The 15,835-nt window shown below is 71.1% G+C and carries 17 protein-coding genes; 9 read left to right on the top strand and 8 right to left on the bottom strand.

Translation table 11 applies throughout. The annotated features are described in order from the left end of the window. Positions 1 to 4: 4 nt before the first annotated feature. On the bottom strand, positions 5 to 1,774 hold the full coding sequence (locus JIW86_RS21655; protein ID WP_257555520.1) for a serine/threonine-protein kinase: 1,770 nt from the start codon (positions 1,772 to 1,774) through the stop codon (positions 5 to 7). A gap of 117 nt (positions 1,775 to 1,891) precedes the next feature. After that, a complete protein-coding gene (locus tag JIW86_RS21650) occupies positions 1,892 to 2,299 on the bottom strand; it encodes a hypothetical protein (RefSeq protein WP_257555519.1) in 408 nt (135 codons plus the stop codon). 194 nt (positions 2,300 to 2,493) lie between these two features. On the opposite strand from JIW86_RS21650, the gene sigJ reads away from it, so the two are divergent. Both sigJ and JIW86_RS21640 read left to right on the top strand, forming a co-directional pair. Next, positions 2,494 to 3,447, top strand: coding sequence for an RNA polymerase sigma factor SigJ (gene sigJ / locus JIW86_RS21645; RefSeq protein ID WP_257555518.1), 954 nt, complete (start codon positions 2,494 to 2,496; stop codon positions 3,445 to 3,447). Next, positions 3,423 to 3,950, top strand: a complete 528-nt coding sequence (locus tag JIW86_RS21640; protein WP_257555517.1) for a DUF1772 domain-containing protein — start codon at positions 3,423 to 3,425, stop codon at positions 3,948 to 3,950. The genes sigJ and JIW86_RS21640 overlap by 25 nt, the downstream gene beginning before the upstream one ends. A gap of 4 nt (positions 3,951 to 3,954) precedes the next feature. Here JIW86_RS21640 and dhaK read toward each other — a convergent pair whose 3' ends face one another. Next, a complete protein-coding gene (gene dhaK / locus JIW86_RS21635; protein WP_257555516.1) occupies positions 3,955 to 4,959 on the bottom strand; it encodes a dihydroxyacetone kinase subunit DhaK in 1,005 nt (334 codons plus the stop codon). Between the two features lie 237 nt (positions 4,960 to 5,196). Here dhaK and JIW86_RS21630 point away from each other — a divergent pair, with 237 nt between their 5' ends. The 3 genes from JIW86_RS21630 (at position 5,197) to JIW86_RS21620 (ending at position 9,461) form a co-directional block, all read left to right on the top strand. After that, positions 5,197 to 6,045, top strand: a complete 849-nt coding sequence (locus JIW86_RS21630) for an MIP/aquaporin family protein (protein WP_257555515.1) — start codon at positions 5,197 to 5,199, stop codon at positions 6,043 to 6,045. A gap of 119 nt (positions 6,046 to 6,164) precedes the next feature. Continuing rightward, entirely contained in the window at positions 6,165 to 7,682 is a 1,518-nt protein-coding gene (gene glpK, locus JIW86_RS21625; protein WP_257555514.1) for a glycerol kinase GlpK, read from the top strand. A 66-nt stretch (positions 7,683 to 7,748) separates the two neighbouring features. After that, positions 7,749 to 9,461 carry a glycerol-3-phosphate dehydrogenase/oxidase gene (locus tag JIW86_RS21620; protein ID WP_257555513.1) on the top strand — a complete coding sequence of 571 codons (1,713 nt, stop codon included), beginning with the start codon at positions 7,749 to 7,751 and terminating at the stop codon, positions 9,459 to 9,461. Positions 9,462 to 9,501: 40 nt separating this feature from the next. Here the strand turns inward: JIW86_RS21620 and JIW86_RS21615 are convergent, their stop codons facing one another. Continuing rightward, on the bottom strand, positions 9,502 to 9,996 hold the full coding sequence (locus tag JIW86_RS21615; protein ID WP_257555512.1) for a hypothetical protein: 495 nt from the start codon (positions 9,994 to 9,996) through the stop codon (positions 9,502 to 9,504). 233 nt (positions 9,997 to 10,229) lie between these two features. Beyond that, entirely contained in the window at positions 10,230 to 11,537 is a 1,308-nt protein-coding gene (locus tag JIW86_RS21610) for a cation:proton antiporter (RefSeq protein ID WP_257555511.1), read from the bottom strand. Between the two features lie 209 nt (positions 11,538 to 11,746). Here JIW86_RS21610 and JIW86_RS21605 point away from each other — a divergent pair, with 209 nt between their 5' ends. The 3 genes from JIW86_RS21605 (at position 11,747) to JIW86_RS21595 (ending at position 13,696) form a co-directional block, all read left to right on the top strand. Beyond that, positions 11,747 to 12,511: an alpha/beta fold hydrolase gene (locus JIW86_RS21605; protein WP_257555510.1), complete on the top strand. Its 765-nt coding sequence runs from the start codon at positions 11,747 to 11,749 to the stop codon at positions 12,509 to 12,511. Between the two features lie 172 nt (positions 12,512 to 12,683). Next, on the top strand, positions 12,684 to 13,286 hold the full coding sequence (locus JIW86_RS21600; RefSeq protein ID WP_257555509.1) for a DUF5994 family protein: 603 nt from the start codon (positions 12,684 to 12,686) through the stop codon (positions 13,284 to 13,286). A 92-nt stretch (positions 13,287 to 13,378) separates the two neighbouring features. Continuing rightward, complete coding sequence (locus tag JIW86_RS21595) at positions 13,379 to 13,696, top strand: hypothetical protein (protein ID WP_257555508.1); 318 nt, start codon at positions 13,379 to 13,381, stop codon at positions 13,694 to 13,696. Here JIW86_RS21595 and JIW86_RS21590 read toward each other — a convergent pair. Beyond that, on the bottom strand, positions 13,677 to 13,922 hold the full coding sequence (locus JIW86_RS21590) for a hypothetical protein (protein ID WP_257555507.1): 246 nt from the start codon (positions 13,920 to 13,922) through the stop codon (positions 13,677 to 13,679). The two genes, JIW86_RS21595 and JIW86_RS21590, sit on opposite strands and share 20 nt — an antisense overlap. Before the next feature lie 177 nt (positions 13,923 to 14,099). Between JIW86_RS21590 and JIW86_RS21585 the strand changes: the two genes are divergently transcribed. Then, positions 14,100 to 14,840 carry a PP2C family protein-serine/threonine phosphatase gene (locus JIW86_RS21585; RefSeq protein WP_257555505.1) on the top strand — a complete coding sequence of 247 codons (741 nt, stop codon included), beginning with the start codon at positions 14,100 to 14,102 and terminating at the stop codon, positions 14,838 to 14,840. Between the two features lie 39 nt (positions 14,841 to 14,879). On the opposite strand, the gene JIW86_RS21580 is transcribed toward JIW86_RS21585, so the two are convergent. Both JIW86_RS21580 and JIW86_RS21575 read right to left on the bottom strand, forming a co-directional pair. Then, positions 14,880 to 15,407: a SixA phosphatase family protein gene (locus JIW86_RS21580; protein ID WP_257555504.1), complete on the bottom strand. Its 528-nt coding sequence runs from the start codon at positions 15,405 to 15,407 to the stop codon at positions 14,880 to 14,882. 80 nt (positions 15,408 to 15,487) lie between these two features. Continuing rightward, positions 15,488 to 15,763, bottom strand: a complete 276-nt coding sequence (locus JIW86_RS21575) for an isoamylase early set domain-containing protein (RefSeq protein WP_257555503.1) — start codon at positions 15,761 to 15,763, stop codon at positions 15,488 to 15,490. Positions 15,764 to 15,835 lie beyond the last annotated feature (72 nt).

The following is a 15,835-nucleotide window of genomic DNA, read 5'->3' as shown; positions in this document are numbered from 1 at the left end:
GCCGCTACGACTGTCGCTTCCAGAGCGTCACTTCGGTGAGGTAGGTCGGGATGTCGTACTGCTTGCTGGTCGAGGGCTCGATGCCGACGATCTTCACCATCGCCAGGTTGCCCTTGGACGTAACCGTGCAGAGCAGATCGCCCTGAACGATGGTGCTGTCCGCTCCGGTCAGGGCAGCACTGTTCAGCTTGTCGGGAATCGGGTTCGTGGCGGCTCCGGTCGCGCACTGCTCGGGGGTGGGGCCCTTGCTCTTGCCGAACGTCGTTCGGCTCTCGACGGCGTCGAATCCCATCTGCAGCTCCCGGTTGCCGCTCGCGATCTCTCCGAACGGCGCCACCTTCGGGAAGTCGAGGTCCACGTCGTTGTACTTGCCGAATTCCCTGGGAGCCAGGAGCTTCAACGACTTGTCGTTGAACACCACCGTGTAACCGGGGGCGGCAGGAGTCTGAGGCTGCGCGGACGCCGGGGCCTGGGTCTGCGGCTCGGACGAAGAGGGCTTCGGCTGGTCCGCCGCCTTGTCCCCGCCCTTGCTCCCATTCCCGCTCTTGTCGTCTGCGCGCGTGACGTACCAGGTGCCGCCCGCGGCCAGGACGACGGCCAGGATCCCCGCGCCGACGACCAGGGGCACCCGGCTGCGGCCACGGTTCGGGGGAACGGGAACGGGAACGGGGGTGGGAGCGGGAGTGGGAACGGACGCTGTGGCAGTGGCGGCGCCGTATATCGCCGCCTGGGGACCCGTTGTCCCCTGCATCGGCTGACCCGGCCCGGACGCCTGCGTCGGTACGTACGTCGGGTTGTACGAGGGCTGCGGCGGGGTCTGCGGGGGCATCTGCGGCGGGGTCTGAGGCTGGGGGGGCGTCTGCGACAGCTGCTCCCGCCGCGCGATCTCCGCCGTGAGCCCGGCGGGCAGCCAGTCCTTGAAGTCACGCAGTGGCCGGCCCGCCGCCCGCTGGCACCACTCGGCCAGCTCGGCAGGCCCGGGCCGCTGGGAAGCATCGGCCGCCAGGCAGCGCTCCAGCAACGGCCGTAGCGGATCCGGGTAGCCGCTCAGATCCGGCGCCTGCTGCGGAGTGTTGGCGATCGAGGCGGCGATCGAGATTCCCGCGCCGTCGCCGTACGGGTGGCGACCGGTGGCCACGACCGCGGCGATCAGTCCCAGCGCGAAGATGTCGGTCGCCGGGGTGACTTGGCGGCCCAGCGCATGCTCGGGCGACATGTACTGCGGTGTCCCGATGAACCCACCGCTGCGCGTGAGCTGGGTGGCGTCGGTGGCGCGCGCGATACCGAAGTCGATCACCCAGGGGCCGTTCGAACTCAGCAGGATGTTGCTGGGTTTCAGGTCGCGGTGTATCACCGAGGCGGCGTGTACGGAATGCAGAGCCTGCGCGGTGCAGCCGATCAGCTGGAACACGGCGGGCATCGGGAGCGGCCCATGGGTGGCGAGCGCGTCGTCCAGCGCCAGGCCCGGTACGTAGGCGCTGGCGAGCCAGGGCTGTTCACCGCTGGTGTCGTGGTCCACGACCGGCACGATGTGGTAGCCCTGCACCCGGCGCGCTGCCTGGACCTCATGCTCGAAGCGGGCACGGAAGTCCTGCTCCTGGGCGAACTCGCGCCGGATGACCTTCAGTGCGACCGGCTGGTTGCCCCGGGTTCGGGACAGGTAGACCGATCCCATTCCGCCTTCGCCGATCCGCGCGAGCAGCCGGTAACCGGCGATCTCCTGTGGATCGTTCGGCCCCAGTGGACTCAGCACGGCATGGTCGGCGGTCGCCATCAATTCCCCCTCGATGATCACGAAGTTGAGATCGTATCCGGGCCCGGTTCGCGTCCTGGCAAGGGAATGCGTTCCGGGTGCGGGGGGGGGTGGGGAGGGGGAAGGGCCGCCGGCGCGTCACACGGTACGTCGCAGTGGGCTTACGCCGAGAGCGCGGGACAGCGCCTGGCCCAGCGCCAGCACGCTCAGGCCGAACATCAGCACGCCCAGGGGGACATGGAGCGTCGGCATGTGCGCGATGCCGAGGACCACCTGCACGGAGGCGAGCGCGAGGAAGCCGGACGCGTACAGGACGGGTCGCGGCGAGCCGCCGCCCGGCCGCCACGCCAGGATCGCGGCGAGCACGTACAGCATCGACGCGCCGTACATCACGCGCGCTCCCACGCCGTGCAGCACCTCACCGTAGGACGTGGACAGCAACAGTCCGGCGGTGACCGCCTGGAAGAACAGGGTCAAGGTCTGCAAGCCGATCGCGACCTGCAGAAACGTGGATCTGCCCGGTGCTGTCGTCGTCTGTACGGCCATGATGTGGTCCCTTCTTCTGCCTCGCGGCGGTGGGTCGATAGCGTCTCGGTGGTCCGACGACGCAGGCCCGCGAAATGTGAGGTGAGGCGTCGGCCTCACAATCCGGTGCGGTGTTTCGTCGAAGTACCGATCGATGTGCCGGTCGAAGTGCCGAGAGCGGAAACAGACGAGATCAACCAGGGAGCAGTCGCGACATGAGCACCCCATCCGAGTCAGGGCACGAACCGTCCGAGCCCGACCTGAGCGCGATCGTCGGCGAGCGGCGCCAGCTGATCAACCTCGCCTACCGGCTGCTGGGTTCGCTGGCCGAGGCCGAGGACGCCGTGCAGGAGACCTACACCCGCTGGTACGCCATGTCACGGCAGCAACAGGCGGCCATCGCCTCGCCCGGCGCCTGGCTCACGACGGTCGCCAGCCGTATCTGCCTCGACGTGCTCGGCTCGGCACGGGCCCGCCGCGAACGCTACGTCGGCACCTGGATACCCGAGCCGCTGCCCGACCGCTCGGAGTGGATCAGCGGGCGAGCGGACGACGGCGGGACCGAACCGGCCGACCCCGCCGACCGGATCACCCTCGACGAGTCGGTGCACATGGCCTTCCTCGTCGTACTCGAATCCATGACGCCGGCCGAGCGCGTCGCGTTCATCCTCCACGACGTCTTCCGCTACCCCTTCGCCGAAGTCGCCGAAATCGTCGGCCGCACGCCCGCGGCCTGTCGGCAGCTGGCGTCCTCCGGCCGCCGGCGCGTCCGCGCCGCACGGACCCCGGCGACCCCCGCAGTCGGCCAGGCCGTCCTGGTACGGGACTTCAAAGAGGCTTGGGAATCCAAGGACATCGAGGCCCTCGTCGCCCTCCTCGACCCCGACGCCACGATGACCGCCGACGGCGGCGGCCTGGTCGGCACCGTGCTGCGCCCCGTCGAAGGCGGCAAGAGCATCGCCCAGTACCTGATCCACATCGCCGACAAGGCCCCCGGACTGACGCTCCTGGAACGGACGGTCAACGGCCGCCCCGGCCTGGTGGCCCACCTCTCCGGCATCCCCGTGACCGTCGCCGCCCTCGACGTCACCGACGGCCGCATCACCCGTATCTGGGCCGTCCGCAACCCGGAGAAACTCCGCGCGTGGACCGAGAGCGGAGAGATCTGATCTTCATGGAGCCGGCGAACACGCGCATCCGACTTCTCCAGGGACTCGCCCTGCTCGCCACCGGCCTCCTCGCCGGCGCATTCGGCTACGGCGCGGCCAACCTGGTCCCCACCTTCAATGCCGTACCGCTCGACACGCGGCTGTCGTTCCACGCCGAGCTGATGAAGATGAACGGCATCACCATGCAGGCGGCGATGGCCGTGTCGACGCTGAGCTCCCTCACTCTCGCGGCCCTGACACGCGGCCGCGCCCGGCTGATCGCGGGTACGGCAGGCCTGCTGACCCTCGCGTCCTTCCTGATAACCCGGCTCGGCAACGTGCCGATCAACGGCCGGATCAAGGAATGGGCGCTCACCTCGGCACCGGTCGATCACGCGGAGATCCTGCGGCGCTGGGAACTCTTCAACAACCTGCGCACGCTCACCGCCCTCGCCGCGTTCGCCCTGCTCATCGTCCTCGCCCTCAGGCAATCGCCGACTGCCCGGGAGAGGGGGGCCGCCTAGGGCGTCAGCGGCCCCAGCGCAGTGCTGCCGTCTGCACCGGTGCGTCCCACAGCCGCAGCATTTCCTCGTCGGCCCGGCACAGCGTCACCGAGCACCCCGCCATGTCCAGCGAGGTGACGTAGTTCCCCACGAGGGTCCGGGCCACCGGGACGCCCCGATCCGCCAGCACCCGGGCCACCTCCGCGTGGAAGCCGTACAGCTCCAGCAGCGGCGTCGCGCCCATCCCGTTCACCAGGGCCAGTACCGGCCCGTCGACAGGGGCCGCGTTCGCCATGTCGTCCAGTACGGAACCCACCGCGACCTCGGCGATCTCCCGCGCCGGCATCATCGCGCGCCGCTCCCGGCCCGGCTCCCCGTGGATCCCGATGCCCAGCTCCAGCTCGCCGTCCGGCAGGTCGAAGGTGGGACTGCCCTTGGCGGGGGTGGTGCAGGCGCTCAGCGCCACGCCGAAGCTGCCCGAGGCCTCGTTGACCCGCCGGGCGACCGCGGCGACCTGCTCCAGCGGCGCGCCCTCCTCCGCCGCCGCCCCGGCGATCTTCTCGACGAAGAGCGTGGCGCCCGTGCCGCGACGCCCGGCCGTGTAGAGGCTGTCGGTCACGGCGACGTCGTCGTTGACCAGCACCCGCTCGACCCGGATTCCGTCCTCCTCGGCGAGTTCGGCGGCCATGTCGAAGTTCAGTACGTCCCCGGTGTAGTTCTTGACGACGAACAGCACCCCCTGGCCGGAGTCCACGGCCTTGGCCGCCCGCAGCATCTGGTCGGGCACGGGGGAAGTGAACACCTCGCCCGGACAGGCGGCGGACAGCATTCCGGGTCCGACGAAACCGGCGTGCAAGGGCTCGTGTCCGGAGCCGCCACCGGAGACGAGACCGACCCGCCCGCCCTGACTCGCGTCCCGCCGTACGACGACCCGGGCGTCGGCGTCCACGTCCAGTTCCGGGTGGGCCGCGGCCAGCCCTCGCAGGGCGTCGGCGACCACGGTCTGCGGACTGTTGATCAACATCTTCATCGTGTGCCTCCCGGTCGGAGCCGGCGATCCATACGAACAGTGTGCTGCCACGCCGCGGACATCCGCGAGAGCTCGGGCGACCGCCTCGGGGAAGGACCGGGGAATCCGAAGCGGGGACCGGCCTCCGGGGGACCGGACCGCCCTCGCCTTTCCGGTACGGGCGACCCGTCTTACGCTGAACCGGGGGGCTCGGGGCAGTCGAATGCCGGTCTTCGGACCGGCGGGAAGCGGGCACCCATGAAGGAGCGCCTCAAAGCGCATGGGCTGATCGGCGAACTCTCTGCCGAATTCGCCGGCACCATGATCCTCATCCTCTTCGGCTGTGGTGTCGTGGCCCAGGTGGTCGCCGGCGGAGCCCTGACGGACCCCGCGGGCGGCCTCGGAAACCACGACAGCATCGCCTGGGCCTGGGGTCTCGGCGTGACCCTGGGCGTCTACGTCGCGGCAAGGCTGAGCGGCGCCCACCTCAATCCCGCGGTGACCGTCGCCCTCGCGACCTTCAAGGGATTCCCGTGGAAGAGAGTCGCCCCCTACGCACTGGCCCAGCTCGCCGGAGCCTTCGTGGCGGCCCTGATCGTCCGCTGGAACTACACCGAGGCGCTGGCCAAGGCCGACCCCGGACACACCATCAAGACGCAGGGCGTCTTCTCCACGCTCCCGGCCAACGGAAACACCAACCTGCCGGTGACCGAGTGGGGCGCACTGCGCGACCAGATCATCGGCACCGCGATCCTGCTGATGCTGATCTTCGCGGTCACGGACCTGCTGGGCACGCCCCCGGGCGCCAACCTGGCCCCGTTCATCGTCGGCCTGATCGTCGTGGCCATCGGCATGGCGTGGGGCACCAACGCCGGGTACGCGATCAACCCGGCCCGTGACCTCGGCCCCCGGCTGGCCAGCTTCCTCACCGGGTACGGAGGGGCATGGAGAGACCAGTACGGGAACCTCTACTTCTGGGTGCCGATCATCGGCCCGTTCATCGGCGGTGTGCTGGGTGCGGGTATCTACAAGCTCCTCATCGGCCGGTTCCTGCCGACCGCCGAACCGGAGCCTCCCGGACGCGTACCGGCACCGGAGGAGAGCTGACCGGATCCGGGGCGGGCGGAACACGGCACGGCACGGCACGGCACGTCCGTTCGTACCGTCCATCCCGTCCCGGACGGACAGCCCCCACACACGGCATCCCCAAGAGGAGGAGGCACCCCATGGCTGACTTCGTCGGCGCAGTGGACCAGGGGACCACGAGCACCCGTTTCATGATCTTCGACCACGCCGGCAGCGAGGTGGCGCGGCACCAGCTGGAGCACTCCCAGATCCTCCCGCGCTCGGGGTGGGTCGAACACGACCCGGTGGAGATCTGGGAACGCACCAACTCGGTGATCCAGAACGCCCTCCGGCACGGAAACCTCGACGCCTCCGACCTGGCGGCCGTCGGCATCACCAACCAGCGCGAGACGACCGTCGTCTGGGACCCCCGCACCGGCCGCCCGTACTACAACGCCATCGTCTGGCAGGACACCCGTACGGACTCCATCGCCGCGGCACTGGAGCGCGGCGGCCAGGGCGACGTCATCCGCCGTAAAGCAGGGCTGCCACCGGCCACGTACTTCTCCGGCGGCAAGATCCAATGGATCCTGGAGAACGTCGACGGCGTGCGGGAGGCCGCCGAGCAGGGCAACGCCCTCTTCGGCAACACCGACTGCTGGGTGCTGTGGAACCTCACCGGCGGACCCGACGGCGGCATCCACGCCACCGACGTCACCAACGCCAGCCGCACCATGCTCATGGACCTGGAGACCCTCGACTGGGACGACGAACTGCTCGGCTTCTTCGGCGTACCCCGGGCCATGCTGCCCACCATCAACCCGTCCTCCCACCCGGAGGCCTACGGACAGACCCGCACCTCCCGGCCGCTGCGCGAGGCCATTCCCATCACCGGTGTCCTCGGCGACCAGCAGGCGGCCACCGTCGGGCAGGTCTGCTACGCGCCCGGCGAGGCGAAGAACACGTACGGAACCGGCAACTTCCTGGTGCTCAACACCGGGACGGAGCTGGTCCGCTCGCAGCACGGGCTCCTGACCACCGTGGCGTACCAGTTCGGCGACAGCCCCGCGGTGTACGCGCTCGAGGGCTCCATCGCGGTCACCGGCTCGGCCGTGCAATGGCTGCGCGACCAGTTGAAGATCATCGGTGACGCCGCCGAGAGCGAACGCCTGGCCCGCACCGTCGAGGACAGCGGCGGCATCTACTTCGTGCCCGCCTTCTCCGGCCTGTTCGCCCCGTACTGGCGCTCCGACGCCCGCGGCGCGATCGTCGGTCTGGCCCGCTACCACGACAACGGACACCTGGCGCGGGCCACCCTGGAGGCCATCTGCTACCAGAGCCGCGACGTGGTGGAAGCCATGGAACAGGACTCCGGCGTCCACCTCGACGTGCTCAAGGTCGACGGCGGAGTCACGGCCAACGACCTGTGCATGCAGACCCAGGCCGACATCCTCGGCGTACCGGTCAGCCGTCCCGTCGTCGCCGAGACCACCGCGCTCGGCGCGGCCTATGCGGCCGGACTCGCCACCGGATTCTGGCGCGACACGGACGAACTGCGCACCCACTGGCAGGAGTCCAAGCGCTGGGCGCCCGAGTGGTCGGAGGAACGGCGCGCGGAAGGGTACGAGGGCTGGAAGCGTGCGGTGGAGCGCACGCTCGACTGGGCCAAGGTCGAATAGGTTCCGGCCGATCCGGCCGGATCGGCCGGATCGGCCGCGCGCGCCCGCAGCACTGAGGAGGAGACCATGGTCGATCCGGTGGCCCTCTCACCCCGGGCCCGCGCACAGGCCCTCGCCGGCATGGGACAGGGCGAACTCGACGTCCTCGTCGTCGGAGGCGGCGTCGTCGGCAGCGGGGCCGCCCTGGACGCCGCCACCCGGGGCCTGAGCGTCGGGCTCGTCGAAGCCCGCGACTGGGCCTCGGGCACGTCCAGCCGCTCCAGCAAACTCATCCACGGCGGCCTGCGCTACCTGGAGATGCTCGACTTCCGCCTCGTCGCCGAGGCGCTCAAGGAACGGGGCCTCCTGCTCCGGTACCTCGCCCCCCACTTGGTACGTCCGGTGCCGTTCCTCTACCCCCTGCGACACCGCGTCACGGAGCGCCCGTACGTCGGCAGCGGCGTGCTGCTGTACGACGCGATGGCCCGGGCCTCCGGCACCTCCGGCGGCCTGCCCGTCCACCGCCACCTGAGCAAGCACCGGGCCCTGCGCGAGGCGCCCGCCCTGCGCTCCGACGCCCTGGTGGGCGCCATCCAGTACTGGGACGCCCAGGTCGACGACGCCCGGCACACCCTGTTCCTCGCCCGTACGGCCGCCGCGTACGGGGCACTGACCGCCAACCGCACCCGGGTCAGCCGCTTCCTGCGCCAGGGCGAGCGGGTGGTCGGCGCCGTGGTCACGGACCTGGAAAGCGGCGACGAGACGCAGGTGCGGGCCAAGCAGGTCATCAACGCGACCGGGGTGTGGACGGACGACACCCAGGCCATGGCCGGCACCCGCGGCCAGTTCCACGTCCGCGCCTCCAAGGGCGTCCACCTGCTCGTCCCCCGTGACCGCATCAACTCCCGCACCGGTCTGATCCTGCGCACCGAGAAGAGCGTGCTGTTCGTCATCCCCTGGGGCCGGCACTGGATCATCGGGACCACCGACACGGACTGGACGCTCGACAAGGCCCACCCCGCCCTCAGCTCCAAGGACGTCACCTACCTGCTGGAACACGTCAACAGCGTCCTGACCACCCCCCTGGTCCCCGAGGACGTCGAGGGCGTCTACGCCGGCCTGCGCCCCCTGCTGTCCGGCGAGGCGGCGGAGACCAGCAAGCTGTCCCGGGAGCACCTGGTCGCCCATCCCGTGCCCGGACTCGTCGTGGTGGCGGGCGGCAAATACACCACGTACCGGGTGATGGCCAAGGACGCGGTCGACGAGGCCGTCCGCGCCCTGGACGAGAAGGTCCCCGACTGCGTCACGCACCGCGTTCCGCTGCTGGGCGCCGACGGCTATCCGGCGCTGTGGAACTCGCGGCACCGGCTCGCCGAGCGCTCCGGGCTCCATGTCGCCCGCATCGAGCACCTCCTGAATCGCTACGGCTCCCTGGCGCCCGAACTGCTCGCCCTGGTGGCGGCCGACCCCGCGCTCGGCGAGGCACTGCCGAGCTCCGACGACTACCTGAGGGTCGAGGCCGTGTACGCGGTGACCCACGAGGGAGCCCGCCACCTGGAGGACGTCCTCGCCCGGCGCACCCGGATCTCCATCGAGTCCTGGGACCGCGGGGTGGACGCGGCGCCGACCGTGGCCCAGCTGATGGCGCCCCACCTGGGATGGGACCGGGCGCACCAGGACCGCGAGGTCGACCACTACCTCAAGCGCGTGGCCGCCGAGCGCGAGGCCCAGCAGCAGCCGGACGACCGGACCGCCGACGCGGTACGGCTCGGCGCCCCCGACATCATCCCGATGAACTGAACGGCCGCAAGCGACCCGGCCCTTTCGGTTCGGGGGCGGGTCACTCGGTGGTGGTGAACGGCGTGTCCGCGGTCCGCTTGCTGTCCAGCCCCTTGGCCTCGACCGACCTCTGCTGGTTGTCCGCGCCCTCCGCAGGAACCTTGATCTCCGCGACGAAGCCGCCATCGGCCGAAGCCGTGACGTCCCGGAGCTCCCACTCCTTGCCATAGCTGCCGTTGAAGACGAGGCGTACCCGCTCGCCCGCCGCGAAGCCCGAGCCGGTGAGGGTGATCACCGTGCCGCTGGAACCGCTGTCCGGGTTCGCCTCGATACGGGCGTTCTTCGACGCCTTCGGAGCCGGGCTCTGGGACGGCAGGGACTGGACCGGCTTCGAGGCCACCGGGGAGGGGGTGGGCGAAGCGGCGGGCGGCTGGGCGGAAGTGACGGCGGCGGGGCCCGGCTGCGCTGCGGGCTTGTCGTCGTTGCCGCCCATCGCGACGGCGGCGATGACCGCGGCCGCGATGGTGGCCGCGGCCGTGATCAGCGCGCCGATCACGGGGCCCCGGTTCTGGCCGGGGCCCGGCGCCTGGGCCGGCAGCGGGGGAAGCGGGGGGCGAGGCGCGTGGGCCGGGGGCGGCAGCGGGGGGCGAGGCGCGTGGGCCGGGGGCGGGGGTACGGAGCCGGGTGAGGGACCCGGGCCGCCGAGTTCGGACACCGCACAACCTCCAGGGACAGCGATCTGATCGGACGCGGCCACCCTATCGACGGTGATCAGCAGTCAGCTTCGGGTTATTCACGGGCAGTTGATGAACCGTCGGCGCCGTCGGCCGCGAGTGCGTTCTCGCGCAGAGCCGGTTCGGCGCGGAGCGTGCTCGCGAACCAGTCGCCGTAGCGATTTCCCAGGAACGGGGCCGAGGCGCCGTGCAGGAGGATGCTGAGACCCACGGTCAGGGCGATGACGTCGCCCATCAAGGTCGTCCCGGGCAGGTGTTCCTCGAAGGCGATCAGCCCGAACACCAGGGAGGCGAGCCCCCGCGGGCCGAACCAGCCGATGTAGGCGACGGAGGCCGGCCGCAGGCCCGTGCCGATCAGCGCGAGGGCGACCGGCAGCATCCGGATGACGGTCAGGCTGAGCAGCGCGTAGACCACCGTCCGCCATGTGAGGTGCTGAAGGGCAGGTCCCAGAATCACCGCGCCGAAGACCAGGAAGCTCAGCGAGGCGAGCAGGAGACCGAGGCGCTCGGCGAAGATCGTGCTCTCCGCGGGATCCGGACCGTCCGCGCGGGCGCCGTCACCCCCCGGTGCCGGGCGAAGCCGGATGCCGAACGCCACGCCGGCGACCCAGGCACCGATGAAGCCGCTGCCGTCGGCCACGACGCACAGCGCGTAGGTGACGACGGGGACGGCGATCGTCAGGAACGGCCGCCAATCAGGGCTGCTCCAGCCCCGGGCCACCGACCGGCGGAGCAGGCCCGCCCCCGCCGAGCCGACCGCGACTCCGACCGCACCGCTCAGCAGCAGCGCACGCAGGAACGTCTCGAGGACGCCAGGATGCCCGTGGCCCTCACCCGCCGCCGCCAGTGCCAGCACGAAGAACGGCAGCGCCAGGCCGTCGTTCAGGCCCGATTCGACCCCCAGGCCGCCGCGGACCAGCGCCGGAACCCGCTTGTTGGAGACGGCCTGCTGCCCGAGCGCGGCATCCGTCGGCGCCAGGATGATGCCGATCAGTGCCAGCTCCCACATGCCGAGCCCCGGCAGCAAGGGCCACGCGACGAGCCACCCCAACGCGATCGTGACCGGCATGCCCACGGCGAGCAGCCGTAGCGGCAGGAACTCCTCCCGCCGCAGGTCCCCGGCCCGGATCGAGGCCGCGTCCGTGAACAGCACAAGGACCAGCGCCGCCTCCAACAGGGTCCGGGTGACTTCGGGATCCTTGGCCCGGTTCATCAGGTCGAAGCCCAGCGGGCCGCCGATCGCCAAGCCGGACACCATGAACAGCAAGGGCCCGGAGATCACGGTCGTCGACAGCCGCCGCGAGAACGCCCCGTAGCCGGCCACCACGCCCCCGGCCACCGCCAAAGCCCACTGGCTGCTCATCGGCACTCCTCACGAAAGGCGATCCGCCCAGTGCCGCGACAGCGCCGTCACACCTCACCCAGAGACACGAATCCTCACTCTACGTGCCCACCGAGCCGGACCCGGCGCCATCCGCCGCGCTGCGCGGGGTGTCGCGTTGCCGTCGGCCTGCGGAGATCGCGAGACTTGACCGCCGGTGACCGCCGGTCACCTGATGAGCAGGGGATGTTGTGACAGGACAGGTCATTCCGCACGACGTACTGGGTACCGGCTCCGAACGAGCCCTCCTGCTGCACAACTGGTTCGGCGACCGGTCGAGCTTCGACCCGATGCGCGAGCACCTGGACGGGGACGCGTTCAGTTACGCGTTCCTGGACTGCCGCGGGTACGGGGAGGCGATCGACACCGACGGCGCGTTCACGATGGAGGAGGTCGCCGGGGACGCCCTCGCCGTCGCCGACCATCTGGGCTGGGAGTCCTTCTCGGTCATCGGCCACTCCATGGGCGCCAAGGCGGCCCAGCTGATGCTGCTGGACGCCCCGTCGCGGATCCGCTCGCTCATCGGCATCTCGGCGGTGCCCGCGTCCGGCTTCCCACTCGAAGGGGAGACCTGGGAGCTGTTCGCCGGTGCCGCGAAGAGTCCCGCCAACCGCAGGGCCATCCTCGACAACACCAGCGGCGGGCTGCACGACGACGCCTGGCTGGACGGGATGGTGGGCCGCTCGGTGGGTGGTTCCTCGGCGACGGCCTTCCGCACGTACCTGGACTCCTGGGCGCGCGTCGACTTCCACGAGCGGGTGAAGGGCAATCCGGTCCCGGTCCTCCTCCTCGCCGGTGCGAACGACCCCGCGCTGGGGCCCGAGGCCATGCGGGCCACCTGGATGCAGTGGTACCCGAACGCCCAGCTCGAGGTGCTCCCGGACACCGGGCACTACGCACCGGAGGAGTCCCCCGAGGCCGTCGCCGAAGCCGTCGAGCGGTACCTCGGCCGCTGAGGCTTCCGGGGCAGGCCGGAAAATAGCTGGTCAGAAGCGGGTTCCTGGACCGCGAACCGGAGTACGGTGAAGACACCGGGAGTATTTCGCACACCCGCCTCCCACGCGGACGTCGTTTCCGGCGATCACTGCGCCGGGCCGTTCATGAACGGCCCGGGGACGGGTCCGCGACATGATCACGACCCTTGACCGCGCCGAGTCCCTCGCCGTAGCGATGCGTCCGGCACGCCTGTCCCTCACTCCGAAGACCGCTCTCGCAGGGCGGCTCGACGGGGCCTGGTGGCCCTACTCCCGTGACCTCGAAGCCGAGCTTCCGGCGCTCGCCGCCGCTCTGGACGAGCCCTGGGGGCGCATCACCCGCGTCACCGTGAACCCCACCCGCTGGCCCGCCATCCCGCACACGGTGCAGGTGGCGGGGCGCACCCTGCACGTGGGCTGGTTCACCGAACAGGATCCCGACCAGCTGATCCTGCTCTCCTACACCGTCGGCCGCTGGGACCTGCTGGTGATCCCGCCCGAGACCGAACCCGCGGCCGCGGCCCGGCTGATGACCGCCGCCGCGATCCCGGGCAGCGCCCTCGGCGCAGGTGTCCTGATGGCCAACGAATCCGCCATCGGGCGCGGAGCCGGTGACGCCCGGCGCCGCGAAGCCACCTGGGAGGACGAAGGCGGGGCCTGCATGTCCCCCTCGGGGATCCCGCCGGCCCCTGCCGAAAGCTCCCGGTCAGCCGGACGGCACCAGTCGTCGAGCCCACCGCACGATGCCGACCGGTGAGGAACAGACCTTCCTCCCGACCGGGGCCGGCGGATGGGCTGCCCAGCCCATCCGCCGACTTCTCTGCCCGCTACGAAAGGGAACACGCCAGCGTGAAGTACATAGGGACCCAGACTCTGCCGTCGCTCGGACATGCCGAGGTCCGGATCATCGCGCACACGCCCGAAGCCGCCCGCGCGGTCGCGGAGGCGCTTCGCCGCTGCTTCGCGGGCACGGAACAGCGCAGCTACCCCGCCCTCGACGGCGCCACCCGCCTCCACCTCACCGTGGACACGGCAACGCCCGCCGGCCCCGCCCGCTCCTGGCTGGCCGCCAGCAGAACCCCCGTCGGCACCGGCACGCACTCCGACGAGACCTCTTCGGCGGCCCACGGGCTGCTGTCGGACGGCCTTACGGCTGCAAGTGGCTGAAGCCGACCTCGAAGTGCTCGACCGAGACGATCCGCTGGCCCTCGCGCCGGGCCGTCTCCTCGCGGATCCGGGCGGCCTGCTCCTCGCTGTCCCGCATGGTCCGCTCGTCCTCCCACAAGGTCAGCGACATGGCCTCTCCCGAGGCACGGTCGACGAGGTAGTACACGCCGCGGAAGCCGGGCGCGTCCTTGACCTGCTGGACGATCGCCTCCGAATTCGCGGTCACGTCTCCCTCTGCGGGAACCGGTGATCCCTGGTAGGTGCTCAGCCTCGCGAACATCTCCCGCAGTCCTTTCCTCGGGCCCCAGGACCAGCCTGCTCCGGCAGGTCACGCGCCGCATGCCGAGCAGCGCGACAATGGGGAGGGACAGCGTTCGCCGTTGCGGAGAGGCGGGACGTCGAGGTGCCGTACATAGCCGTGACCGCCCTGAGCCATGTGGGGCTCGTGCGCGATCACAACGAGGACAGCCTGGTCATCGGACCGTGGACACTGTGCGGGACCGCGACCGAGAGCCCCCAGACGCTCGTGTTCCCCCTCGGCAGACCGCTCGTCGTCGCGGTCGCCGACGGGCTCGGCGGGCAGCCCGCCGGCGAGGTCGCCAGTGAGCTGGTCGTCCGCCACCTCTCCATGCTCGGCCCCTCGATGGACGGCGGCCAGGCCGTCCGCGACGCCCTGGACCTGTGCAATCGCGCGGTGTACTCGGCCGCCGAAGGCCGTCCGGAGCTGACCGCCATGGGGACCACGGTCGCCGGAGCCCTCGTACTGGAGGAGTCGCTGCTGGCCTTCAACGTCGGTGACAGCAAGGTGTTCCACGCGACCGGGGACGGGCTGCGCCAGCTCAGCGTGGACGACAGCCCGCCGCCGGCACCGGGTCATCGCACCACCTCGGCCGTCACGCAGGTGCTCGGCGGCAGCCGCGCCCACAGCGAGATCACTCCCCATGTGGCGGACTTCGCGCTGTCCACCGGTGAGCGCTACCTGGTGTGCAGCGACGGGCTGACCGACCCGGTGCCCGAGGAAGCCATCGACGATCTGCTGCGGGTGCACGACGACGGCAAGGCCGCCTTCGAGCTGTGGAAGGCGGCCATCGACGCCGGGGGCCCGGACAACATCACGCTTGCGCTGGTACGCATCGGCGAGTGAGGCCCGGCCGGCTTCCCGCCGCTCAAGGCTTCCCGCCGCTCAGGGCTTCGCGCCCCGGGGCACGACGAGGTCGGTCAGCCGGGCGGCGCCCGGTACGAGGGACGACCAGGGGCCGGGTACGCGCAGCACCGCGATCGCGGACGTCGGGAACTTCGTACGGGCCTGCTCCAGCCCGCGTGCGTCCCCCTCGCCGGCGAGCGACAGGACCAGCTCCTGCGCGCCGGGGTTGTGCCCGACGAGCAGCAGCGTCCGCACCTGCGCGGGGGTTTCCCGTACGAGGTCCAGCAACTCCTCGGTGCTCGCCCCGTAGACCCGTTCCTCGTAGGTCACCGGCGCGGTGACGCCGGACTCGGCCGCGGCCAGGTCCCACGTCTGGCGGGTACGGCGCGCGGGCGAACACACGACGAGGTCGGGCTCGCAGTCGCCCTCGCGCAGCCAGCGGCCGGCGGCCGGGGCGTCGCGCAGACCCCGCGGGCCGAGCGGCCGCTCGGCATCGGGGACGTCCGGCGGCCAGGCGGACTTGGCGTGCCGCAGGACGACCAGACGCCGGAACGTACCCGCCGTCATGACGTCGCGCCGGGCTGGGAGGCGAGCGTCTCGTACTCGGAGATGCGCAGCATGAGGAGGAGGCTAGCCGTGCGGGGTCCTCACGTGTGCAGACGGCTGTTGGGGCCGTCCCGGTCGCCGGCGCTCTCGTCGTTGAACCAGTAGTCGCCGGCGGCCAGGTACCGGAAGGAATGCGCGCTTTCACACGGCAATTCGACCGTGACGGCCCGCTTCCCGTCCTTGCGCGGCTCCAGGGTGTGCGCCCCGGGCTGCCAGTCGTTGAAGTCGCCGACCACGCTCACCGGCCCGGGCGGTGTGTCCGCCGGAAGGACGAAGGTGACCTCGGTGCGGTCCTTGCGCAGCTTGCGCTCCAGCATGGGAAACAGCTCCTGACTGCAGAGGCGGACGGGATCGCGCCCATCCTGGGGGCCACACGGGCGGCCCGCATG

It is taken from the genome of Streptomyces sp. NBC_00162, from assembly GCF_024611995.1.
In the GTDB taxonomy this organism is placed as follows: domain Bacteria; phylum Actinomycetota; class Actinomycetes; order Streptomycetales; family Streptomycetaceae; genus Streptomyces.
The sequence above is the reverse complement of the archived record's forward strand: the minus strand, read 5'-3'. Positions and strand labels throughout refer to the sequence as shown.